The organism is Flavobacterium sp. K77 (genome assembly GCF_021608205.1).
GTDB classification, from domain to species: domain Bacteria; phylum Bacteroidota; class Bacteroidia; order Flavobacteriales; family Flavobacteriaceae; genus Flavobacterium; species Flavobacterium turcicum.
The window spans coordinates 84102-107807 of record NZ_JAKIHO010000008.1; the positions used below are offsets into that span (position 1 = coordinate 84102).

Genomic DNA, 23706 nt, shown 5'->3' on the forward strand with positions numbered 1-23706 from the left:
AAATGAAACTACAAAAGGCATTTTTAATTAAAATCGTTGCCATTGCTTCCCTTTTCTCTTGTTCTAATAGTAATGAAACAGAGGCTGAGGTAGCGCCTCCTGCGGTTGTTGATGGATTTATACGAGCAGCAGATATTTCGTATTTACCTGAACTAGAAGCGTCAGGAAAAGTGTTGTACAACGCCAACAACCAGCCGGAAAATATGCTAACCACCTTAAAAAATTCAGGATGCAATACTGTTCGAATTCGTTTGTGGAATAATCCTAGCAACGGACGTTCTGGTTTAGCTGAAGTGAAGACACTAGCACAAAAAGCAAAACAAGCGGGTTTCAAAGTTTGGTTGACTGTTCATTATTCGGATACTTGGGCTGATCCAGGAGCGCAAGAAACGCCAGCTGAGTGGAAATCACTCTCATTCACTGCTCTTAAAACAGCTGTAACAACCTACACTACAACAATAATGAATGAAATAAAGCCAGATATTATTCAAATAGGAAACGAAATAAATAGCGGTTTACTTTGGCCTCAAGGCAATTTGATTAGCCAAGAAACGCAAAGTTTATCTTTGTTGGCGGCTGCAAGTGTAGCGGTTCGGGCTGCGCAACCTTCTACCAAAATCATGATTCATTATGCAGGAGTTTCTTCTTCGGATACGAATTGGTTCTTCAATAAAGTAAAAAGTGTCGATTATGATTATATCGGTTTGTCTTACTATCCAATATGGCACGGAAAAGACATCAACAATGTAAAAACAACGATTGATGCTTTGGGAAAAACATTTGCTAAAAAGGTACTCATTGCCGAGACTGCTTACCCATTTACATTAACTTGGAATGATTACACCAACAATATTGTGGGGCTTGAATCGCAGTTGGTAGCTGGTTATCCTGCAACGCCTGATGGTCAAAAAAGTTTTGTACTAGCTATTAAAAATCTTGTTAAAGCATCAGAATATGGTCAAGGGTTTGCCTATTGGGGTGGCGAATGGGTGTCTTTCAAAGGGAATCAAGCTACCAATGGATCTACTTTTGAGAACCAAGCTTTTTATGATTTTAATAATAAAGCCTTGCCTGTTTTACAAGCTTTTGCGCAATAAAAGGTAACATGATAAAATTAATTAAGACCAAACATTTTCTCCTGTTAGTATTGTTGCAATTCCTATTTTTTTCTTGTAGCTCAACAAAACAAACTGCTACGACTGTTCCCGCTTTCGCCAAAGGTGCAGATGTAGGTTGGTTGCCGCAAATGGAAGCTACAGGTTACAAATTTTACGATACGGATGGTAAGCCCAAAGACGCTCTGCAACTTTTGAAAGATCGCGGAATGAATTCCGTTCGCTTGCGCGTATGGGTAAATCCAAATGACGATAAGGCCAGCGGTCATTGCAGCCCAGCCGAAACGGTTGCTATGGCAGTTCGTACTCAAAAAATGGGAATGCGCATCATGATTAACTTTCATTACAGTGATTCTTGGGCTGATCCGGCTAAACAATTTAAACCTAAAGCGTGGGAAAATCATTCGTTTGAACAACTTTTGACAGATGTCTATAATCATACTTTTGAAGTACTACGTTTGTTAAAAGCGGCAAAAGTTACTCCAGAATGGGTCCAAGTTGGAAACGAAATTCCTGGCGGTATGCTTTGGCCTGAAGGTAAAACCTCAAATTTTGAACAACTAGCCCAACTACTTAATAAAGGATACGAAGCCACAAAAGCAATCGACCCAAAAATTAAAGTAATTGTGCATCTTGATGAGGGAAATAACAATGAAAAATTCCGTTGGTTTTTTGATCAAGCTACGCTTTATAAGGTCAAGTATGATGTAATTGGCTTATCGTATTATCCGTTTTGGATCAAAAAAGATTACTCAGAAACCATTTCAGATTTAGCTTTTAATTTAAACGATATGGTTTCTCGCTATGCTAAAGAAGTTATGGTAGTTGAAGTAGGCGGAGAGGATGAAAAGTCTCAAAACACCTTTGAATTATTAACAGAAACTATAAAAGCCGTGAAAGCTGTTCCTAACCAAAAAGGATTAGGCGTAATGTTTTGGGAACCGCAGGGAGCCAAATCATGGAGTGGTTACAGTTTGAGCGCTTGGCAATCAGACGGAAAACCCTCTATGGCTTTAGATGCTTTCAAAGAGTAGTCAATCGGTATTAAAATGCAAAATAAATTAACCATATCTGGTAAAGGTAACACAGATTAAATCTACAATTAGTAGCAAACTTATCTGATCTTACATGACTTATATGGTTCAAAAAATATTTCACAAATGAAGAAATTGTTCTGTTTTCTAGTTGTAATTTTAGCTTTTACACAAGCTGCATTTTCTCAATCAAGAGAAGTTAAGGTGTTAAATGCCAATTGGAAATTTCAAAAAGGCGATCACGCTGGCGCAGAAAAAGTCGTTTTTAACGATGCCAAATGGCAAAGAGTGAGCGTTCCGCATGATTGGGCAATCTACGGTCCTTTTGACAAAAATGTTGATATCCAAAAGGTAGCCATCGTTCAAAACGGAGAAACTGTAGCAACCGAAAAAACAGGTAGAACAGGAGCTTTGCCGCACATTGGTACTGCTTGGTACCGCAACAATGTGAGTTTGCCAAAAGATGTAAAAGGCAAAAAAATTATTTTACTTTTTGAAGGTGCCATGAGTGAGCCTGAAATTTACTGGAACGGAAAAAAAGTAGGCGAGTGGAAGTACGGTTACAGTTATTTTTATTTCGATATTTCGCAGTGGGCACAAGAAGGTAACAATACTTTAGCGGTAAAACTTTCCAATAAAGAATTTGCTTCACGTTGGTATCCGGGTGCAGGATTGTATCGAAATGTAAGCGTGATCATCAAGAATGAAGAAAGTATCGATCAATGGGGACAGTTTGTAACTACACCACTTGTTACAGATGCTGTTGCAAAAGTGAACATTAAAACGAAAGTATCAGGAGAAAACACGCGTTTACTCACTACCATTTTTGATGCCGATGGTAAAAAAATTGGTTCTGACGAAGCTACAGTGCCGTTTGGTCAAGAGTTCGATCAAAATATAAAAGTTGAAACACCGAAATTGTGGAGTCCCGAAAGTCCGTATTTATACAAAGCAGTGTCGCAATTGTTCGTTGGTGATCAGTTAAAAGATGAAAATACTACCGTATTCGGAATAAGGTCTATCAAATATGAAGCAGCCAAAGGCTTTAGCTTAAATGGAAAAGTGACTAAGTTCAAAGGTGTTTGTTTGCACCACGATTTGGGACCGCTTGGAGTTGCTGTAAACAAAGCGGCGCTTCGTAGACAAATGCAAATTCTGAAAGACATGGGTTGCAATGCCATCCGAAGTTCACACAATATGCCGTCATTCGAACAATTAGAGTTGGCCGATGAAATGGGTTTCTTATTCCTGGCAGAAAGTTTTGATGAATGGGCTAAGCCAAAGGTAGATAATGGCTACCATCGTTTTTTTGAAGAATATGCAGAGAAAGATATCGTAAATTTAGTTCGAGCTACCAGAAATCATCCTTCGATTGTGATGTGGAGTTCCGGTAACGAAGTCCCTGATCAGTGGGGCGAAGAAGGCGTTAAAAGAGCCAAATGGTTGCAAGAAATATTTCATCGAGAAGATCCAACTCGTCCAGTGACCGTTGGAATGGATCAGGTAAAAGCTACCATCGAATCGGGTTTTGGAGCCTTGCTAGATATTCCTGGACTCAATTACCGAGTTCATTTATACGATGAGGCTCAAAAAAAATTCCCTCAAGGTTTTATTTTAGGTTCCGAAACGGCTTCAACAGTAAGTTCACGAGGAATTTATAAATTTCCTGTTGTTCAAGAAAAAATGAAGCAATATCCCGATTTTCAATCTTCGTCTTATGATTTAGAAGCCTGCAGTTGGTCAAATGTTCCCGATGAAGATTTTGTGCTGCAAGATGATAAACCTTGGGTAATTGGCGAATTCGTTTGGACCGGTTTTGATTATCTAGGTGAACCAACACCTTATGACGAAAGTTGGCCGTCACGAAGTTCGTATTTCGGAATTAATGATTTAGCGGGTTTACCCAAAGATCGATATTATTTGTATCGCAGTCGCTGGAATACTAAGGATACAACGCTGCACATTTTACCGCATTGGAATTGGGAAGGCCGCGAGGGGAAAACAACACCTGTTTTTGTCTACACCAATTACAACAGTGCTGAGCTTTTTATCAATGGCAAAAGTATGGGCGTGCAGAAAAAAAATAACAGCACACCACAAAATCGCTACCGCCTGATGTGGATGGATGTAAAGTACGAGCCGGGAACAGTAAAAGTAGTTGCCATAGATGATAACGGTAAAGCAGTGGCCGAGGAGCAAATTCAAACCGCAGGAAAACCCCATCATATTGTACTTGAGGCCGATCGAAAAATAATCTCGGCTGATGGTGAAGATATTTCGTTCGTTACGGTTTCAGTAGTTGATAAAAATGGAATTCCGTGCCCAACAGCTACAAATCAATTAAAGTTTAAAGTTTCAGGTGCGGCATCCTACAGAGCGGCTTGTAATGGTGATGCGACCTCGCTCGAAATGTTTCATAATGATACAATGAAACTTTTTAGCGGAAAATTAGTGGTTTTAGTACAATCAAAAGTAAGTGCTGGAACAGCGAAATTAGAGGTAAGTGGATCAGGTTTAAAAAGTGGTTTTATCGATTTGCTTGTTAAATAATCAACCCAAGCAAAAGGCGCAGCAGGCCAATAATACAATAAAATAAGAAGTTTATGAATGATGTAGTAATACAAAAAACGAGTGCTTTTTTTCAGGAAAAATTTGGTTCAACTCCCGAAAAAGTTGTGCTTTCTCCTGGTCGAATTAATATCATCGGAGAACATATTGATTATAATGATGGTTATGTTTTGCCGGCTGCCATTGATAAGATTATTTGCTTTGCTTTTGCCAAAAACACTTCGAACGAATCTAAAATTATAGCCTTGGATTTGAATGAAGAATTGGTAGTTGATCTTTCGGTAGAAGTTAGTCATAGTAAAGTTGAATGGACAAATTATCTTCTGGGAGTTATCAAACAATTACAGGATAATGGATTTAATTTTGAAGGTTTTAATTGTGTGTTTAGCAGTAATATTCCAGTTGGTTCCGGCTTGTCATCTTCGGCAGCGCTTGAATGTGGTTTTTTATACGGAATTAATACGCTTTTTAATTTGCAAATAAAACCAATCAATATGGCGCTAATGGGCCAAAAAGCAGAACATTGGGTAGGAATTAATTGTGGTATAATGGACCAGTTTTCGAGTGTAATGGGACTCGAAAATAAAGTGATTAAAATTGATTGTAAAACTTTGGAATATGAATACCATACGGCCGACTTTAATGATTATGCTTTGATTTTATTTGATTCGAACGTGAAACACTCCTTGATGACTTCCGCGTACAATCAAAGAAGAGAACAATGCGAAGAAGGGTTGTCTCTTTTAAAAAATAAGTTTCCAGAAATCAATAGTTTTAGAGATTGTAGTTTGGAGCATGTACTGCAATTGCAAGGCGTAATGAGTGCCGATGTTTTTAAAAGATGTTCGTTTGTGGTGAAAGAAATCGAAAGAGTAACTTTAGCTTGTACTGCGCTCGATAATGGTGCTATAGAAACTTTAGGACAGTTGATGTTTGAAACCCACGAAGGATTATCTCAAGAATATGAAGTGAGTTGCAACGAGCTGGATTTTTTAGTTGATTTTGTTAAAAACGAAAAGGCCGTTGTAGGTTCGCGTTTAATGGGTGGCGGTTTTGGTGGTTGCACCATAAATTTGATTAAAAAGGGAGAAGAACACGCAATAAAAACGAAATTAGTTGAAGGTTATAAAGCTACTTTCGGTATCGATTTAAAGATTTATGATGTTAAAATCGGAAACGGGACTTCTTTGTATGAACCTCTGAAACATAAAAAAACGTAACACTGATTACATCCATTTTTAAGCACAAATTTAGTTTGTGTTAAAAAGACCTTCCGATCAAGGAATGTTAAAAACAATAAATGAATAGCATGAAAAATTTTGATATTAACGAAGATCCACATAGGCGTTTCAATCCCTTAATCAATGAATGGGTTTTGGTTTCGCCCCACCGTTCTAAACGACCTTGGCAAGGACAAAATGAATCTATAGCAACAGAAAAACTACCGGAATACGACCCAACTTGTTATTTATGTCCGGGTAACGTTCGTGCCAACGGAGAAATAAATCCTGAGTATAAAAATGCCTTTGTTTTTGAGAATGATTTTGCAGCTTTAAAACAAGATGAAATCCATTTTGAGGAAGATGAAAACGAACGGTTTTTTAAAGCTAAACCAGAAAGAGGAATTTCAAGAGTCGTTTGTTTTTCACCCAAACATCATCTGACTTTACCAGAAATGGAGGGACATGAAATTGAAGATATCATTGCCACTTGGCAGCGCGAGTATACAGATTTAGGTGCTGTACCATACATCAATCATGTGCAAATTTTTGAAAACAAAGGAAGTGTGATGGGTTGCAGTAATCCGCATCCGCACGGTCAAATTTGGGCACAATCGTCATTACCAACTCAGGTTGAAAAAACACAAATTAGTCTGAAAAAATATTGGGACCAATACCAACGAACTCTTTTACAGGATTATGTACAAGAGGAATTGCGTTCTCAAGAAAGAATTGTGATTGAAAATGAACATTTCGTGGCATTAGTTCCGTTTTGGGCCATCTGGCCTTATGAAACGATGATTATTAGTAAGCGTAATGTCAATAAAATAACTAATTTTACCAAAGCCGAAGTTGCTGATTTTGCGCTGATATTGAAACAGTTGACAACTAAGTATGATAACCTTTTCGAAACTTCTTTTCCGTATTCGTCAGGCATTCATCAGTCGCCAACTGATGGTGATGTGCATCCAGAGTGGCATTTCCACATGCATTTTTATCCGCCCTTGCTGCGTTCGGCAACGGTTAAAAAATTCATGGTAGGATATGAAATGATGGGCGAATCGCAACGGGATATTACACCAGAAAAAAGTGCAGCCATATTAAGAGCATTGCCAACCATTCACTATAAAACCAACCAAAAACCAAAAACAATTTAACCAATGCAAACATTAGCAACCCAAGATTACATTGTCTTTTTCTTCTACTTCATCTTAATTGTGAGTTATGGAGTATGGATTTACCGCAAGAAGAAAAAAGAAGAAACCAGTAGTAAGGATTATTTTTTAGCCGAGGGATCACTCACATGGTGGGCTATTGGTGCTTCATTAATTGCGAGTAATATTAGTGCGGAGCAGTTTATCGGAATGAGTGGAAGTGGTTTCAAGATGGGATTAGCCATTGCTACTTATGAGTGGATGGCGGCTTTTACCTTAATTATTGTTGCTATTTTCTTTATTCCAGTATATCTAAAAAATAAAATTTTTACCATGCCGCAGTATCTTAATCAAAGGTATAATAGCAATGTGGCCATGATTATGGCGGTATTTTGGTTATTGCTTTACGTTTTAGTGAATTTGACTTCCATCTTGTACTTAGGCGCTTTGGCAATCAGTAGTATTTGTGGTTTAAATTTGACTTTCTGTATGATTTTCTTGGCGTTTTTCGCGGTTATGATTACACTAGGCGGTATGAAAGTTATTGGTTATACTGATGTTATTCAAGTTTTCTTTTTGATATTAGGAGGATTGGTTACTACTTATCTAGCCCTGAATTTGGTGGCCGAAGAGTTTGGTACGACAGGTGTAATTAATGGTTTTAACTTGATGACTACCGAGGCAAACGATCACTTTCATATGATTTTTGAAAAAACGAATCCGAATTATATGGATTTGCCTGGACTTTCTGTTTTGATTGGTGGTATGTTAATTATCAATCTCAATTATTGGGGTTGTAACCAATACATCACGCAGCGAGCATTAGGTGCGGATATTAAAACGGCACGAAACGGAATTTTGTTTGCTGCTTTCTTGAAATTGTTAATGCCTATAATTGTTGTTTTACCAGGAATCGCCGCTTTTGTATTGTATCAAAAAGGATATTTTGGTTCCGAGATGCTACAAGACGGTTCGTTAAATCCAGATCGTGCTTATCCTGTTTTGTTAAATTTACTTCCGGTAGGTTTAAAAGGGCTCTCTTTTGCTGCACTTACTGCTGCAATTGTAGCTTCCCTGGCTGGAAAAGCGAACAGTATTGCGACTATTTTTACATTAGACATCTACAAAACAAAACTAAATGTTGATGCTGATGAAAAAAAATTAGTCAACGTTGGTAAAAAGGCAATTGTAGTTGCGATGCTGATTGCTGTAGTTGTGGCTCCATTTTTAGGAATTGATAAAAAAGGAGGATTTCAATACATTCAAGAGTACACAGGATTTGTAAGTCCTGGAGTTTTTGCCATGTTTATTCTTGGTTTCTTCTGGAAGAAAACAACTTCAAATGCGGCTTTGTTTGCAACCATTGGTGGTTTCTTGCTGTCGCTTGCTTTCAAATTTATGCCAGCTGTCGTTGATTTGTCATTTTTATATTCAACAGGGTTTGCGGTACCAAATGCAGATGGATTGTATGAAATTCCGTTTATTGATCGTATGGGATTTGTATTCTTGATTTGTATAATCGGTATGGTGAGTATTAGTTTGTACGAAACGTCAAGAGGTGTTAAAACCAATGGTCTTGAAATTGATCGAGCAATGTTTAAAATGAGCCCTGCCTTTACAGTAGGAATGTTGATTGTGATCTCATTAATAGCTGCATTCTATACTATTTTTTGGTAAAAGATAAATGCTTCACATTGCTATTGAATGTAATGCGAAGCATTAATAATGATAAAACCAGATTAAAATTATTTAAGGTAATGCTGTTGCAAAAAAAAAGCTTTCGAGATATTCGAAAGCTTTTTTTTTTAACCTTTATGTTTTTTGATGTTAATTGTTTACTATTGCATCTTGTTTCCAAGTTTTTACAGTAGCAACTCTATTATTAGAATAGTCAACTTCATTTAGATTGATTCCATTCCAGAACAACCATTTTCCTGTTTTCTCACCATTACTGTAGGTAGCAACGCTTAGTTTGTTTCCATTTTCAGCATACGATGTCCAGATTCCTTCTAGTTTTCCGTTTTTGAAAAATCCTTCTTGTTGTACATTTCCATTTTCATAATAGTAAGTTGTTTTTACTAACTCTCCAATAGCTTCTAGTTTTGGATTGTTTTCTTGAGCAGATACGATTCCAGTAAATAGTAATACGGCAATAATGATATATTTTTTCATGATGTAGGTTTTTAAAAGTTTCATTTATAGTCACAAATATAAAAACTATTTTACAATAAAAAAACTTTAAGTTAACAATTTGGTAACATTGGAGTAAAACTTAACATTGGCTATGAACTTTGCCATCGCTTTGATGGTAAAATTTAAGCTTTGGCAATTCATTATTGAATATTAGTCCTAAATTTGCACCCGCGTTGTAGCGCTTAAATAATAAATTTGTAAAACATGTATAGAAGTCATAATTGTGGTGAGTTGAATGCCACGCATATCAATAACGAAGTTACATTGGCAGGTTGGGTTCAAAAATCTCGTGATAAAGGATTTGTGAATTGGGTTGACTTGCGTGATCGTTACGGAATTACACAATTAATTTTTGACGAAAGTCGTACTGAAAAAACCGTTTTTGAGTTGGCCAAAACCTTAGGTCGTGAATTTGTTATACAGGTAAAAGGTACAGTGATTGAGCGCGAGGCTAAAAACAAAAACATGAGTACGGGTGACATCGAAATTTTGGTTTCAGAATTACAAATTTTAAATGCAGCCTTAACTCCACCTTTTACAATAGAAGATGAAACAGATGGTGGCGAAGATATTCGTATGAAATACCGTTACCTCGATATCCGTCGTAATCCGGTTAAAAATAGTTTGCTTTTCCGCCACAAAGTGGCCATGGAAGTACGCAAGTATTTATCTGATTTGGATTTCTGTGAGGTAGAAACGCCTTATCTTATTAAATCGACTCCAGAAGGAGCTAGAGATTTCGTAGTGCCGTCAAGGATGAACGAAGGACAATTTTATGCCTTACCACAATCGCCTCAAACTTTCAAACAATTGTTGATGGTGGGTGGAATGGATAAATATTTTCAAATTGTAAAATGTTTCCGTGACGAAGATTTACGCGCCGACAGACAACCGGAATTCACACAAATTGATTGCGAGATGGCTTTTGTTGAGCAAGAAGATATATTAAATGTCTTTGAAGGATTGACAAGACATTTACTAAAAGAAATTAAAGGCATTGAAGTAGATAAATTCCCAAGAATCACTTATGATTATGCCATGAAAACCTACGGAAATGACAAGCCAGATATCCGTTTTGGGATGGAATTTGGAGAGTTAAATGCCGTAGCACAACACAAAGAATTCCCTGTTTTTAATGCAGCAGAATTGGTTGTAGGTATTGCAGTGCCAGGAGCTGGAAACTACACTCGTAAAGAAATTGATGGGTTAATTGACTGGGTAAAACGTCCTCAAGTGGGTGCATCAGGAATGGTGTATGTAAAATGCAATGATGACGGAACCTACAAATCATCAGTAGATAAATTTTACGATCAAGATGATTTGCAACAATGGGCAAAAATTACGGGTGCGAAAGCAGGAGACATGATTTTTGTGCTTTCTGGACCAGCAGACAAAACGCGTACGCAATTAAGTGCTTTGCGTATGGAGTTGGCTACTCATCTGGGATTGAGAAATCCAGCAGAATTTGCACCTTTATGGGTAGTAGACTTTCCATTGTTAGAATTTGATGAAGAAAGTGGTCGTTACCACGCCATGCACCATCCTTTTACTTCTCCAAAACCAGAAGACATGCACTTATTAGAAACCAATCCAGGTCAAGTACGTGCAAATGCTTATGATATGGTTTTGAATGGTAACGAAATTGGTGGAGGTTCTATTCGTATTCATGACAAAGAAACACAGCAATTAATGTTTAAATATTTAGGCTTTACTCCAGAAGAAGCTAAAGCGCAGTTTGGTTTCTTAATGGATGCTTTCCAGTTTGGTGCGCCGCCGCATGGAGGATTAGCATTTGGACTAGATCGACTTGTTGCGATTTTGGGTGGACAAGAAACAATACGTGATTTTATTGCTTTCCCAAAAAACAATTCAGGTCGCGATGTTATGATTGATGCGCCATCTGCAATTGATGTTTCGCAACTAAATGAGTTGCATATTCAATTAAAATAAGTGACCTAGGAAACGTAAGTGTACTAGAAAACGTTGAATATCAATAATTTTACAAAATAAAAAGCCTTGAACGTTTTTCGTATTGTATTAAATATTACATTTGCTACATTATAAATTATTATTACTATTACAATGCGTACAGGTACAGTTAAATTTTTCAATGAGTCTAAAGGTTACGGATTCATTACAGACGAAGAAACAGGAAAAGACATTTTCGTTCACGCTTCAGGAATCAACGCGGAAGAATTACGCGAAGGTGACAGAGTTAGCTATGAAGAAGAAGAAGGAAGAAAAGGAAAAGTTGCTGCGAAAGTAGCAGTGATCTAAGCATAAAAAATATTTTTTTATTGCCTACGAATGTTTAAGGCGTCCCGAAGATATCGGGACGCTTTTTTTATGAATATGCATTATCAAAAAGATTGATGGAATCGAAAATTTACATATTCATGAAAAATCAAGCTTAAACAGCTCTTAATTATTTATTAAAACCTTATTTATAATTGATAAAAATTGCAAATTTACATCGTTGTAGTAGTCATGTATTTCTAAGTTTTAATTGGTATTTAATTTTTTGAAAGTTATCTTTGTAGCTTATTGTTATTCGTAAAAACCATTATATGCAATCAGATCAGTTAAATTACATTCCAATCCTTATGCAGTTCATTTTAGCTGTAGGGTTTGTTGTAGGTACTATTTTAGTTTCGGGTAAATTAGGTCCAAAGCGATCTTCGGAGGTGAAGGATAAAAACTTCGAATGTGGAATTGAATCCGTAGGTAATGCGCGTATTCCTTTCTCTGTTAAATATTTCTTGGTAGCTATTCTATTTGTTCTTTTTGATGTTGAGGTTATCTTTTTATACCCTTGGGCTGTAAATTTTAGAGAACTAGGAATGGATGGAATGATCAAGATGGTTGTTTTTATGTTGTTGCTTTTGGTGGGTTTCTTTTACATCATCAAAAAGAAGGCACTCGAGTGGGAATAAAGAATATTTAGGAATTGGAACTAGCGAATGTCATAGATTCTAATTTTTAATGTGTTTTAAAAGAATGTTTTAAAATTTAAATTATGAATTCACAATTCATAATTCATACTTCATAATTTTTCAAAAGATGAGTAATTCAAATGTAACTATGGTTGCCCCTCCAGAAGGTGTTGTTGGTGAAGGTTTTTTTGCTACAAAACTGAATGATGTTGTGGGTTTGGCTCGTGCCAATTCATTATGGCCTTTGCCATTTGCAACCTCTTGTTGTGGAATCGAATTTATGGCAACAATGGCTTCACATTATGATTTGGCCCGTTTCGGATCTGAACGTGTGAGTTTTTCGCCTCGTCAAGCGGATATGTTGCTAGTAATGGGAACAATATCAAAAAAAATGGCACCTATCTTACGTCAAGTATACGAGCAAATGTCTGAGCCTCGCTGGGTAATTGCTGTTGGTGCTTGTGCTTCATCTGGTGGTATTTTCGATACGTACTCTGTTTTACAAGGAATCGATAAAGTAATTCCTGTAGATGTATATGTACCAGGATGCCCACCTAGACCAGAACAAATTGTTGATGGAGTAATGAAATTGCAAGAATTGGTAAAAACAGAATCTGTGAGACGCAGAAGTTCACCTGAATACCAAGAATTATTAGCTTCTTATAATATCAAATAAAGAATGGCGCTAGAAACTACACAAATTCAAGAAAAACTAGTTGAAACTTTTGATTCAGCTGTTTTTGACTTCAAACAAGAACAAGATATATTTTCATTTGAAGCGAGCTCAGATAAAATTACTGCTATCATCCTTTTTTTGAAAAATGATCCTACATTACGTTTTCATTTCTTAACCGATTTATGCGGTATTCATTATCCTGATAATGATGAAGATCATCAATTTGCTGTGGTATATCACCTGCACAATTGGTACGAGAACAAAAGAATCCGAATCAAAGCGTATTTAAATGGCGCTAATCCTGAAATTAAAACCATTTCCAATATCTTTTTAAGTTCTAATTGGATGGAACGTGAAGCATACGATTTTTACGGTATTAACTTCGTCGGTCATCCACAGTTGAAACGTATTTTGAATATGGATGAAATGATTTCGTTCCCGATGCGTAAAGAGTTTCCGATGGAAGACAGCGGAAGAACGGATAAAGACGATCGTTTCTTCGGTCGTACTGTCAAAAATTGCTAAAAAAAATATTATAATTTTTCACATTAACTAAATGTCAGAACTATTATTACCACCAGAGCATCGCTATGCTAAACGAATTGCAGAGCAACTAAATGAAGACGGAAGCGAGCTTTCGATTCTAAATTTAGGGCCTACTCACCCAGCTACACACGGTATTTTCCAAAATATCTTGTTGATGGATGGAGAACGTATTTTAGAGGCAGAGCCTACAATTGGATATATTCACAGAGCATTCGAAAAAATCGCCGAAAACCGACCTTTTTATCAAATTACACCGCTTACAGATAGGATGAATTATTGTTCATCGCCTATCAATAATATGGGTTGGTGGATGACTTTAGAAAAATTGTTAGGTATTGAGGTTCCAAAACGTGCGCAGTACTTGCGTGTTATTGTTATGGAATTAGCGCGTATTACCGATCATATTATTTGTAACTCTATTTTAGGTGTTGATACTGGAGCTTACACCGGTTTCTTATATGTTTTTCAGTTTAGAGAAAAAGTATATGAGATTTACGAAGAAATTTGCGGTGCTCGTTTGACAACAAATATGGGACGTATTGGTGGTTTCGAAAGAGATTGGTCTCCAGAAGCTTTTAGAAAATTAGATGTGTTTTTAGAAGAATTTCCAGTTGCTTGGAAAGAGTTCGAAAACCTTTTTGAAAGAAATAGAATTTTTATTGACCGTACCGTTAATGTTGGCGCTATCACTGCAGAACAAGCTATGGCTTACGGCTTTACTGGCCCTAACTTGCGTGCAGCTGGTGTAGATTATGATGTACGTGTTGCACAACCTTATTCTTCTTACGAAGATTTTGATTTTATCGTTCCAGTTGGAAAATCAGGTGATACTTACGATCGTTTTTGTGTTCGTAATGCCGAGGTTTGGGAGAGTTTGAGTATTATTCGTCAAGCGTTGGATAAAATGCCAGCAGGAAACGAATACCATGCTGATGTACCTGATTATTACTTGCCTCCAAAAGAAGATGTGTATAACAATATGGAATCTTTAATCTATCACTTTAAGATTGTTATGGGTGAGGTTCCGGTACCAGTAGCCGAAATTTACCATCCTGTTGAAGGAGGAAATGGTGAAGTTGGTTTTTATTTGGTAACTGACGGAAGTAGAACTCCATACCGTTTGCATTTCCGTAGACCTTGTTTTATATATTACCAAGCGTATCCAGAAATGATTAAAGGTTCGTTATTATCTGATGCGATTGTTATTTTGTCGAGTTTAAATGTAATTGCGGGAGAGTTAGACGCTTAGTAAAATTATAAATGATGAATTTTAAATTATAAAGTATCCAAAACATTTAAAATTTATAATTCAAAATTTAAAATATTTAAAATGGAAAGAACACAGTACAAACAAGAAATAAATATGACTGAAGCCTTGATGACTCGCATCAATGAGCTAATAAGTCATTATCCAGAGGGCAAACAAAAATCAGCTTTACTACCAGTTTTGCATGAGGTTCAAGATGCTCACAATGATTGGTTGAGTATTGAATTGCAAGACAAGGTTGCCGAAATTCTTTCGATAAAACCGGTTGAGGTGTATGAAGTGGTTTCATTTTATACGATGTTCAATCGTCGACCAGTTGGTAAATACATGTTTGAATTTTGCCAAACATCACCTTGTTGTTTGAATGGAGTAGAGGACTTAATGGATTATACTTGCGAAAAATTAGGTGTAAAGGTAGGAGAGCCTACAGCAGACGGTTTATTCGAAGTTCGAGGAGTAGAGTGTTTAGGTGCTTGTGGATATGCTCCAATGATGCAGTTGGGTGATTTTTACAAGGAACATTTAACCAAAGAAAAAGTAGATCAGTTAATTGATGATTGCAAAAACAATACAATAATTCTACACGATAAATAATATGTCACAGAAAATATTATTAGATAAAGTAAATATTCCAGGAATTAAAACTTATGATGTGTACCGCACTAATGGTGGTTATGCTTCTGTAGAAAAAGCTTTAAAAACCTTGACACCTGACGAAGTAGTAGAAGAAGTAAAGACTTCAGGACTACGTGGTCGTGGTGGTGCAGGATTTCCTGCAGGGATGAAGTGGAGTTTTATCGACAAAAAATCGGGTAAGCCAAGACACTTGGTTTGTAATGCAGATGAGTCGGAGCCAGGTACTTTTAAGGATCGTTATTTGATGGAGTACATTCCGCACTTATTGATTGAAGGAATGATTACCTCAAGTTATGCTCTTGGTGCAAATTTATCGTACATCTACATTCGTGGAGAGTACATGTGGGTGTATAAAATTTTAGAACGCGCCATTGCTGAGGCGAAAGCTGCAGGATGGTTGGGTAAAAATATATTAGGTACCGGATACGATTTGGATTTGTACGTTCAAATTGGTGGTGGTGCCTATATTTGTGGAGAAGAGACTGCTCTTATTGAGTCGTTAGAAGGTAAAAGAGGAAACCCAAGAATCAAGCCGCCGTTTCCTGCGGTATCTGGTTTATGGGCTAATCCAACGGTAGTGAATAATGTTGAAACCATTGCAGCTGTGCCATGGATTGTAAACAATTCAGGTGCTGACTATGCTAAAATCGGTATAGGTAGATCTACGGGAACCAAATTAATTTCTGCTTCGGGAAATATTAAAAATCCTGGAGTTTACGAAATTGATTTAGGTTTAAGTGTTTATGAATTCATGAACTCAGATGAATATTTGGGTGGTATGAGTTCTGACAGACCATTAAAAGCTTTCGTGCCAGGAGGAAGTTCTGTGCCGGTTTTGCCAGCAAATTTAATTTACAAAACAGCAAATGGCGAAGATCGTTTGATGACTTATGAATCTTTGAGTGATGGAGGTTTTGCTACAGGATCGATGTTGGGTTCAGGAGGTTTTATCGTTTATGATGATACAGCTTGTATCGTTCGTAACACATGGAATTTCTCTCGTTTTTATCATCATGAAAGTTGTGGGCAATGTTCGCCATGTCGTGAAGGTACGGGTTGGTTAGAAAAAGTATTGCACCGTATTGAAAACGGACACGGACGTGAAGAGGATATCGAATTGTTGTTGAGTATTCAAAGTAAAATTGAAGGTAATACAATTTGCCCTTTAGGTGACGCTGCTTCATGGCCAGTAGCTGCTGCGATTCGTCACTTTAGAGATGAATTTGAATACCACATTCGTTTTCCAGAGAAAATCAAAAATAGAAATCATTTTGTTGCCGAGCCTTTTGAACAAGTAAAGCACCTAGTAGCAAAGCAAACAGTATAAAACGTTTCAGGTTTCAGTTTCAGGACAATTCCTGAAATATGAAACTTTAAACTTGAAACTAATTAAGAAATGAAAGTAACAATAGACGGACAGTCAATAGAAGTAGAACCAGGAACAACTATCCTGCAAGCAGCACGTATGATAGGTGGTGAGGTAGTACCGCCAGCGATGTGTTATTATTCTAAACTAAAAGGAAGCGGTGGAAAATGCCGTTGTTGTTTAGTTGAAGTTGCCAAAGGTAGCGATGCAGACCCAAGACCTATGCCAAAATTAATGGCATCATGTGTTACAGGCTGTATGGACGGAATGGAAGTGAATAGTAAATCATCACCAAGAGTTCAAGAAGCTAGAAAGTCGGTAACTGAGTTTTTATTGATCAATCACCCTTTAGATTGCCCAGTTTGTGATCAGGCTGGTGAATGTGATTTGCAAAACTTAAGCTTTGAGCACGGAAAGTCAGAGACTCGTTTTATTGAAGAGAAAAGAACTTTTGAGCCAGAAGATATTGGTCCGAACATTCAGTTACACATGAACCGTTGCATTCTATGTTACCGTTGTGTGATGGTAGCTGATCAGTTAACAGATGAGCGTGTGCATGGTGTTATGGATAGAGGAGATCACTCTAACATTTCAACTTGTATTTCAAAAGCAATTGATAATGAGTTTTCAGGAAACATGATTGATGTGTGTCCTGTTGGAGCATTAACTGATAAAACATTTAGATTCAAATCAAGAGTTTGGTTTAGCAAGCCGTACAATGCACACAGAGATTGTCCTACTTGTTCAGGTAAAACTACTGTTTGGATGTTTGGTGACGAGATTCAGCGTGTAACAGGACGTAAAGACGAGTACCACGAAGTTGATGAGTTCATTTGTAACGGTTGTCGTTTTGACCATAAAGATGTAGCTGACTGGACTATTGAAGGACCAAGAGCTTTTGAAAAAGATTCTGTAATCAACGTAAATAAATACAACAGAAAGTTAGAAAAAGTGCAAATTGCAACCGAAGAGAACATTTTGTTGGGTAGAGCAGTTGACCGTAAAAAAATCAGTATGGCTGAGATTCCATTGACAAACGAAGGAAGTACAACTTTTAATACTACCGAGAACAATGGATAGCGTTATTATAATTGAAAAAAGTGTCATAATTGTTGCTGTTTTTGCACTGACAATGTTAATGGCGATGTATTCTACTTGGGCAGAACGTAAAGTGGCGGCATGGTTGCAAGATCGTGTAGGGCCAAACAGAGCAGGTCCGCTAGGTTTGTTTCAACCACTTGCTGATGGTTTAAAATTATTTTCAAAAGAAGAGTTTGAGCCAAATACGCCAAACCGTTTCTTGTTTTTTGTAGGGCCAGCCATTGCTATGAGTACGGCCTTAATGACAAGTGCTGTGATTCCGTGGGGAGACAGATTGCATTTGTTTGGAAGAGATATTTTATTACAAGCAACCGATTTGAATATTGGTTTATTATACTTTTTTGGAGTGGTGTCTGTGGGTGTTTACGGAATCATGATTGGAGGATGGGCTTCGAACAACAAGTTCTCGTTGATGGGAGCGGTTCGTGCTGCTTCGCAAATGGTGTCGTATGAAGTTGCCATGGGACTTTCAATGATTGCTTTGTTGATGATGACTGGAACTTTGAGTTTAAGAGAAATCTCTGCACAGCAAGCCGGAATGAATTGGAATGTATTTTACCAACCACTTTCATTTGTAATCTTTTTAATTTGTGCTTTTGCAGAATCGAACAGAACTCCTTTTGATTTGGCAGAGTGCGAAAGTGAATTAATTGGAGGTTACCACACCGAATATTCGTCTATGAAAATGGGCTTTTATTTATTTGCTGAATATGCAAATATGTTCATTTCTTCTACTATTTTAGCGGTCTTGTTTTTTGGAGGATATAATTATCCGGGAATGAGTTGGGTTGTTGAAAATTGGGGAGTGAATGCGGCGAATCTTTTAGGGTTTGGTGCATTGTTTATCAAGTTGTGTGGCTTCATCTTTTTCTACATGTGGGTACGTTGGACGATCCCGAGATTTAGATACGATCAATTGATGAACTTAGGATGGCGAATTTTGATTCCGCTTTCGATTATCAATATTATAATTACCGGAATTGTAATTTTAAGAGCTGATATTGCTGCTTATTTTGGATTATAAATTAAGTTAGCTGTACTAAAACCAGGAAGAAATTAGAATTGTTTACCGTAAGTCCTAGCCCTGATAGTAGTGGAAATCCTTTTAGCCTGATTTTTATCAGGATAAAAGATTGAAACGAATAGCAGGAATAAGCTTCAAATAAAAATAGAAAATGTCAATAGAAAGTATATCCTTATCGGGAAGAAAAAAGTTAGTCTCCAACAAGGAGATGACTTTTTGGGAGCGCATGTACCTTGTTGCGATTATCAAGGGATTGTTTATCACCATTCAGCATTTGTTTACTAGAAAGGTTACCATTCAATACCCGGAGCAAGTACGTACCATGAGTCCGGTTTATCGCGGACAACACATGTTAAAGCGTGACGAACAAGGTCGTGAAAACTGTACCGCTTGTGGTTTGTGTGCCTTATCATGCCCAGCTGAAGCTATTACAATGAAGGCTGAAGAGCGTAAAGCGGATGAAAAGCATTTGTATCGCGAGGAAAAATATGCTTCTATTTATGAAATCAATATGTTGCGTTGTATTTTTTGTGGTCTTTGTGAAGAGGCTTGTCCGAAAGATGCTATCTACCTTACAACAAGTAAAGTTCTTGTGCCTTCAAGTTATGAGAGAGAAGATTTTATCTTTGGTAAAGACAGATTAGTAATGCCTTTGGAAATGGCTATGAAAAATACTCAACTTAAAAACGCGAACTAATGTCTACAGTACTTATCATATTTTGTGTATTGGCTGCAATTACTTTAGCCACCGCATTTTTAACTATTTTTAGTCGAAACCCAATTCATAGTGCTATTTATTTAGTGATTTGTTTTTTCTCTATCGCAGGACATTACCTTTTATTGAATGCGCAGTTTTTAGCAATAGTTCACGTCATTGTTTACTCAGGAGCTATCATGATTTTGTTCCTCTTTACGATCATGTTAATGAATTTGAATGAACAAAAAGAAGTGCATCGCCCGCGGATTACCCGTTTAGGAGCTATTGTTTCGTTCTGTTTGATTTGTGCAGTTTTAATATTGATTTTCATTAATTCGAAACCAATTGTTGGAGAATATGTAACTACCGGTGAGGATTATCAATCAATCAAAGTGCTTGGTAAAGTGTTGCTGAATGAATACATGGTTCCGTTTGAATTTGCTTCGATATTATTATTGGTTGCGATGATAGGAACAGTATTATTGTCTAAAAAAGAAAAATTGCAGAAATAAGATGAATAATATTTTAAACCACATTGGTATTGAAAATTACATATTCTTGAGTGTCATACTTTTTTGTATTGGTATTTTTGGAGTGTTGTACAGACGAAATGCCATTATCGTATTTATGTCTATCGAAATTATGTTGAATGCGGTGAATTTGCTTTTTGTAGCATTTTCAACTTACCATCAAGATGCACAAGGACAAGTTTTTGTGTTCTTTTCGATGGCTGTTGCAGCAGCAGAGGTTGCAGTAGGATTGGCTATCTTAGTTTCTATTTTCAGAAACCTTGGTTCAATTACTATTGATAATTTAAAAAACTTAAAAGGATAAATGGAGATGAATACCAATATAGCTTTAGTTTTAGTTCTTGCTCCTTTTTTAGGATTTTTATTGAATGTGTTTTTTGGCAAAAGCCTTGGCAAAAGGGTATCGTGTGTCATAGGTACATTGGCAGTTGTAGTTAGTTTTGTAGCTACGGTTTACTTTTTTGGAGGATTAGCAGCGCAACCGGACGGTATTCGCATAGCTTTGTTTGATTGGATTCAGATTAGCAATTTTAAAGTTGATTTCGGCTTTCAGTTGGATCAACTGTCTTTATTGTGGTTGCTTTTTGTAACAGGAATCGGATCATTGATTCATTTGTATTCCATCAGTTACATGCATGATGACGAAAACATGCATAAGTTTTTTGCTTACTTGAATTTGTTCATCTTTTTCATGATCACTTTAGTAATAGGAAGTAACCTATTGGTAATGTTTATCGGTTGGGAGGGTGTTGGTCTTTGCTCGTACTTGTTAATTGGTTTTTGGTACAAAAATCAAGAGTACAATGATGCTGCAAAGAAAGCTTTCATCATGAACCGTATTGGGGATTTAGGATTGTTGATTGGAATTTTCATCTTAGGAAGTTTATTCTCGACTGTTGATTATACTAGTTTAAAAGCGGCCATCACAACCGGAAGTAATGTGGATATGTATTGGCTTACTGTTGCAGGTTTCGCATTGTTTATTGGAGCTTGTGGTAAATCGGCTCAAATACCTTTATATACATGGTTGCCAGATGCAATGGCAGGACCAACTCCTGTTTCTGCGTTGATTCACGCGGCTACCATGGTTACTGCGGGTATCTTTATGATAACACGTTTGAACTTTTTATTTGATTTAACACCAGATGTTCAAAATGTAATTGCAATTGTAGGTGCTGTAACTGCATTGGTTGCTGCTACTATTGGATTGTTGCAAAACGACATTAAAAAAGTGTTGGCTTATTCTACAGTTTCGCAATTGGGATTAATGTTCTTGGCTTTAGGTTTAGGAGCTTATGAAGTAGCTGTTTTTCATGTAATCACGCATGCGTTCTTTAAAGCTTGTTTGTTCTTAGGTTCAGGGTCGGTTATTCATGCTTTGCACGGCGAACAAGATATGCGTAATATGGGTGGTTTACGTAAAGCGATGCCAATTACCTTTATTACGATGTTAATTGCTTCATTAGCTATTTCTGGTGTTCCTTTGTTTTCAGGATTTTTCTCTAAGGACGAAATATTGTTAGTTGCTTTCCATCATAATATTCCATTATGGATTGTTGCATCTATTGCTTCTATAATGACCGCCTTTTACATGTTCCGTTTGATGTTCTTGACTTTCTTTCAAGAATTTAGAGGAACTGCAGAGCAAAAACATCATTTACATGAAAGTCCAGCCTTAATAACCATTCCATTAATAATATTAGCAATTTTAGCTACAGTAGGTGGTGTTATTAGTTTGCCAGGAAACAGTTGGTTGAATCACTATTTAATTCCGATTTTACCAAAGTTAGCTACCGCCGCGCATCATTTAGGTACTACTGAATACATGTTGATGGGTGTTGCTGTTGTTGGTGGATTATTTGGTATTGGTCTAGCTTACATCAAATTTGTGAAGCAAAATAATGTTCCTGTTCAAGACGAAGCGTTAACTGGATTATCTAAAACGATATACAACAAGTATTATGTTGATGAAGTTTACGATTCAATATTTGTGAAACCAATCAATGCTCTTTCTAACTTTTTTAGAGATACTGTTGAAACTGGTTTATCAGCTTTAGTTTTAGGGTTTGGAAAAGTGACTAATGAATTAAGCTATCAAGGTAAGAGAATACAAACTGGAAGTATCGGACTTTATCTTTTTGTATTTGTGTTGGGTCTTTGTGCCATCGTTTCTTATTTATTCTTAGCTCAATAATCGTATATTATGAATGTATCTCTTATTTTAATTATTCTTTTAGTAGGTGCTTTTGTCACTTTTCTTTCGGGTGATAAATTAGCTTCAAAAGTAGCTTTACTTTTCAGTATAGTGGCAGCTGCGACTTCTATCGTTATACTAAATCAATATAATTTAGGTCAAAATGCCAATTTCATTCAGCAATGGATCGCGCAACCTAATATTTCTTTTGCACTTAAAGTAGATGGTTTATCAATATCCATGTTGTTATTGACTACCGTTCTTACAGCAGTGATTATCCTTTCTTCATTGGGTTCTAAATTTGAAAATGCGAAAGCTTTCTACGCATTAGTTTTGTTTATGTCCTTTGCAATGGTCGGAACGTTTTTAGCTAGTGATGGATTGTTGTATTATGTTTTTTGGGAATTGGCACTTGTTCCTATTTACTTTATAGCTTTGTTGTGGGGTAATGGGGATTCTGAGTCTCGCAAAAGGGCGGTTGTTAAATTCTTTATTTACACCCTTGCAGGTTCTTTATTTATGTTGGTTGCTTTTGTGTACATGTACCAAAAAGCAGGAAGTTTACTTTTAGAAGATTTGTATCAATTGGATTTGTCAGCCGACGAGCAGTTTTGGATTTTCCTTGCTTTCTTTTTAGCCTATGCAATCAAAATTCCTTTGATTCCTTTTCATACTTGGCAGGCTGCTGTTTACCAAAAAGCGCCAACCGTTGGAACCATGTTACTTTCGGGTATCATGTTAAAAATGGGTTTATACAGTGTTATCCGTTGGCAATTACCTCTTACTGCTTTAGCTGCTAAAGAGTATATGTTTGTTTTCATAGGTCTTGGTATTGCAGGTGTTATCTACGGATCAATAGTTGCACTTAGACAAAGAGATTTGAAGAAATTATTAGCTTACTCATCTTTGGCACACGTAGGTTTAATTGCAGCTGGAACGTATACATTAACTTTAGATGGATTGCGTGGTGCAGTTTTACAAATGATCGCTCACGGATTTGTTGTTGTTGGATTATTTTATGCAGCTGAAGTTTTGTTCCGTAGATATGAAACTAGATTAATCTCAGAAATGGGTGGTGTGCGAACTCAAGCTCCTAAATTTAGTTCATTATTTTTAATATTGGTTTTGGCCTCTGTAGCATTACCAACTACCTTTAACTTTGTTGGGGAGTTTACGGTTCTTTACAGTTTATACGGAATCAATGTTTGGTTCGCAATATTAGGTGGAACAACTATTATTTTGGGAGCATACTACATGTTGAAAATGTACCAGCATGTGATGTTAGGAGAAACCAATACCAAAGTATTTACTGACATTACTTTATCTGAGGCGATTACTTTTATTATCATTATTGGAGTGTTGTTCTTTTTCGGAATGTATCCTAAACCAATAACCGACTTGATTACGCCAAGTCTTGAAGAAATTTTAACACAAATCAACCGAATTAACTAA

General features: G+C 36.7%; 22 protein-coding genes. 21 read left to right on the top strand and 1 reads right to left on the bottom strand.

The genetic code is table 11. From position 1 onward, the window contains the following. The first annotated feature begins 2 nt into the window (after positions 1–2). The 6 genes from L1S34_RS13445 to L1S34_RS13470 all read left to right on the top strand — a co-directional run bounded on the left by L1S34_RS13445 (position 3) and on the right by L1S34_RS13470 (position 8768). The gene (locus tag L1S34_RS13445; RefSeq protein WP_236364427.1) at positions 3–1097 is read left to right on the top strand and encodes a glycoside hydrolase family 53 protein; all 1095 of its coding nucleotides are present in this window, start codon (positions 3–5) and stop codon (positions 1095–1097) included. Positions 1098–1105: 8 nt separating this feature from the next. After that, positions 1106–2149: a glycoside hydrolase family 53 protein gene (locus L1S34_RS13450; protein WP_236364429.1), complete on the top strand. Its 1044-nt coding sequence runs from the start codon at positions 1106–1108 to the stop codon at positions 2147–2149. Positions 2150–2275: 126 nt separating this feature from the next. Further along, positions 2276–4699 carry a DUF4982 domain-containing protein gene (locus L1S34_RS13455; protein WP_236364431.1) on the top strand — a complete coding sequence of 808 codons (2424 nt, stop codon included), beginning with the start codon at positions 2276–2278 and terminating at the stop codon, positions 4697–4699. Positions 4700–4752: 53 nt separating this feature from the next. Continuing rightward, positions 4753–5937 (top strand): galactokinase, encoded by a 1185-nt coding sequence (gene galK, locus L1S34_RS13460; RefSeq protein WP_236364433.1) that lies wholly within the window; start codon positions 4753–4755, stop codon positions 5935–5937. Positions 5938–6026: 89 nt separating this feature from the next. Next, the gene (locus L1S34_RS13465; protein ID WP_236364435.1) at positions 6027–7094 is read left to right on the top strand and encodes a UDP-glucose--hexose-1-phosphate uridylyltransferase; all 1068 of its coding nucleotides are present in this window, start codon (positions 6027–6029) and stop codon (positions 7092–7094) included. Positions 7095–7097: 3 nt separating this feature from the next. Beyond that, positions 7098–8768, top strand: a complete 1671-nt coding sequence (locus L1S34_RS13470) for a sodium/sugar symporter (protein ID WP_236364437.1) — start codon at positions 7098–7100, stop codon at positions 8766–8768. 150 nt (positions 8769–8918) lie between these two features. Here the strand turns inward: L1S34_RS13470 and L1S34_RS13475 are convergent, their stop codons facing one another. Further along, a complete protein-coding gene (locus tag L1S34_RS13475) occupies positions 8919–9263 on the bottom strand; it encodes a toxin-antitoxin system YwqK family antitoxin (protein ID WP_210790718.1) in 345 nt (114 codons plus the stop codon). A gap of 225 nt (positions 9264–9488) precedes the next feature. On the opposite strand from L1S34_RS13475, the gene aspS reads away from it, so the two are divergent. From aspS to L1S34_RS13550, 15 genes are all read left to right on the top strand, one after another. Further along, complete coding sequence (gene aspS, locus L1S34_RS13480) at positions 9489–11234, top strand: aspartate--tRNA ligase (protein WP_236364439.1); 1746 nt, start codon at positions 9489–9491, stop codon at positions 11232–11234. A gap of 132 nt (positions 11235–11366) precedes the next feature. Further along, entirely contained in the window at positions 11367–11561 is a 195-nt protein-coding gene (locus L1S34_RS13485; RefSeq protein WP_007137066.1) for a cold-shock protein, read from the top strand. A 290-nt stretch (positions 11562–11851) separates the two neighbouring features. Beyond that, the gene (locus L1S34_RS13490; protein ID WP_166138995.1) at positions 11852–12217 is read left to right on the top strand and encodes an NADH-quinone oxidoreductase subunit A; all 366 of its coding nucleotides are present in this window, start codon (positions 11852–11854) and stop codon (positions 12215–12217) included. A 127-nt stretch (positions 12218–12344) separates the two neighbouring features. Then, entirely contained in the window at positions 12345–12893 is a 549-nt protein-coding gene (locus L1S34_RS13495) for an NADH-quinone oxidoreductase subunit B (RefSeq protein WP_166138998.1), read from the top strand. Positions 12894–12896: 3 nt separating this feature from the next. After that, on the top strand, positions 12897–13418 hold the full coding sequence (locus tag L1S34_RS13500; RefSeq protein ID WP_236364441.1) for an NADH-quinone oxidoreductase subunit C: 522 nt from the start codon (positions 12897–12899) through the stop codon (positions 13416–13418). A 31-nt stretch (positions 13419–13449) separates the two neighbouring features. Further along, positions 13450–14688, top strand: a complete 1239-nt coding sequence (locus L1S34_RS13505; RefSeq protein WP_166139003.1) for an NADH-quinone oxidoreductase subunit D — start codon at positions 13450–13452, stop codon at positions 14686–14688. 81 nt (positions 14689–14769) lie between these two features. Next, on the top strand, positions 14770–15300 hold the full coding sequence (locus tag L1S34_RS13510; RefSeq protein ID WP_210790725.1) for a complex I 24 kDa subunit family protein: 531 nt from the start codon (positions 14770–14772) through the stop codon (positions 15298–15300). 1 nt (position 15301) lies between these two features. Next, positions 15302–16669, top strand: coding sequence for an NADH-quinone oxidoreductase subunit NuoF (nuoF, locus tag L1S34_RS13515; RefSeq protein ID WP_236364443.1), 1368 nt, complete (start codon positions 15302–15304; stop codon positions 16667–16669). 69 nt (positions 16670–16738) lie between these two features. After that, entirely contained in the window at positions 16739–17788 is a 1050-nt protein-coding gene (locus L1S34_RS13520) for a 2Fe-2S iron-sulfur cluster-binding protein (RefSeq protein WP_236364445.1), read from the top strand. Beyond that, positions 17781–18833: an NADH-quinone oxidoreductase subunit NuoH gene (gene nuoH, locus L1S34_RS13525; RefSeq protein WP_236364447.1), complete on the top strand. Its 1053-nt coding sequence runs from the start codon at positions 17781–17783 to the stop codon at positions 18831–18833. The genes L1S34_RS13520 and nuoH overlap by 8 nt, the downstream gene beginning before the upstream one ends. Before the next feature lie 151 nt (positions 18834–18984). Next, positions 18985–19530, top strand: a complete 546-nt coding sequence (locus L1S34_RS13530) for a NuoI/complex I 23 kDa subunit family protein (RefSeq protein ID WP_236364449.1) — start codon at positions 18985–18987, stop codon at positions 19528–19530. Continuing rightward, positions 19530–20042: an NADH-quinone oxidoreductase subunit J family protein gene (locus L1S34_RS13535; protein ID WP_166139020.1), complete on the top strand. Its 513-nt coding sequence runs from the start codon at positions 19530–19532 to the stop codon at positions 20040–20042. The genes L1S34_RS13530 and L1S34_RS13535 overlap by 1 nt, the downstream gene beginning before the upstream one ends. A 1-nt stretch (position 20043) precedes the next feature. Then, positions 20044–20364 carry an NADH-quinone oxidoreductase subunit NuoK gene (nuoK, locus tag L1S34_RS13540; RefSeq protein ID WP_166139024.1) on the top strand — a complete coding sequence of 107 codons (321 nt, stop codon included), beginning with the start codon at positions 20044–20046 and terminating at the stop codon, positions 20362–20364. 6 nt (positions 20365–20370) lie between these two features. Continuing rightward, positions 20371–22254: an NADH-quinone oxidoreductase subunit L gene (gene nuoL, locus L1S34_RS13545; protein WP_236364452.1), complete on the top strand. Its 1884-nt coding sequence runs from the start codon at positions 20371–20373 to the stop codon at positions 22252–22254. Positions 22255–22263: 9 nt separating this feature from the next. Beyond that, a complete protein-coding gene (locus tag L1S34_RS13550; protein ID WP_236364454.1) occupies positions 22264–23706 on the top strand; it encodes a complex I subunit 4 family protein in 1443 nt (480 codons plus the stop codon).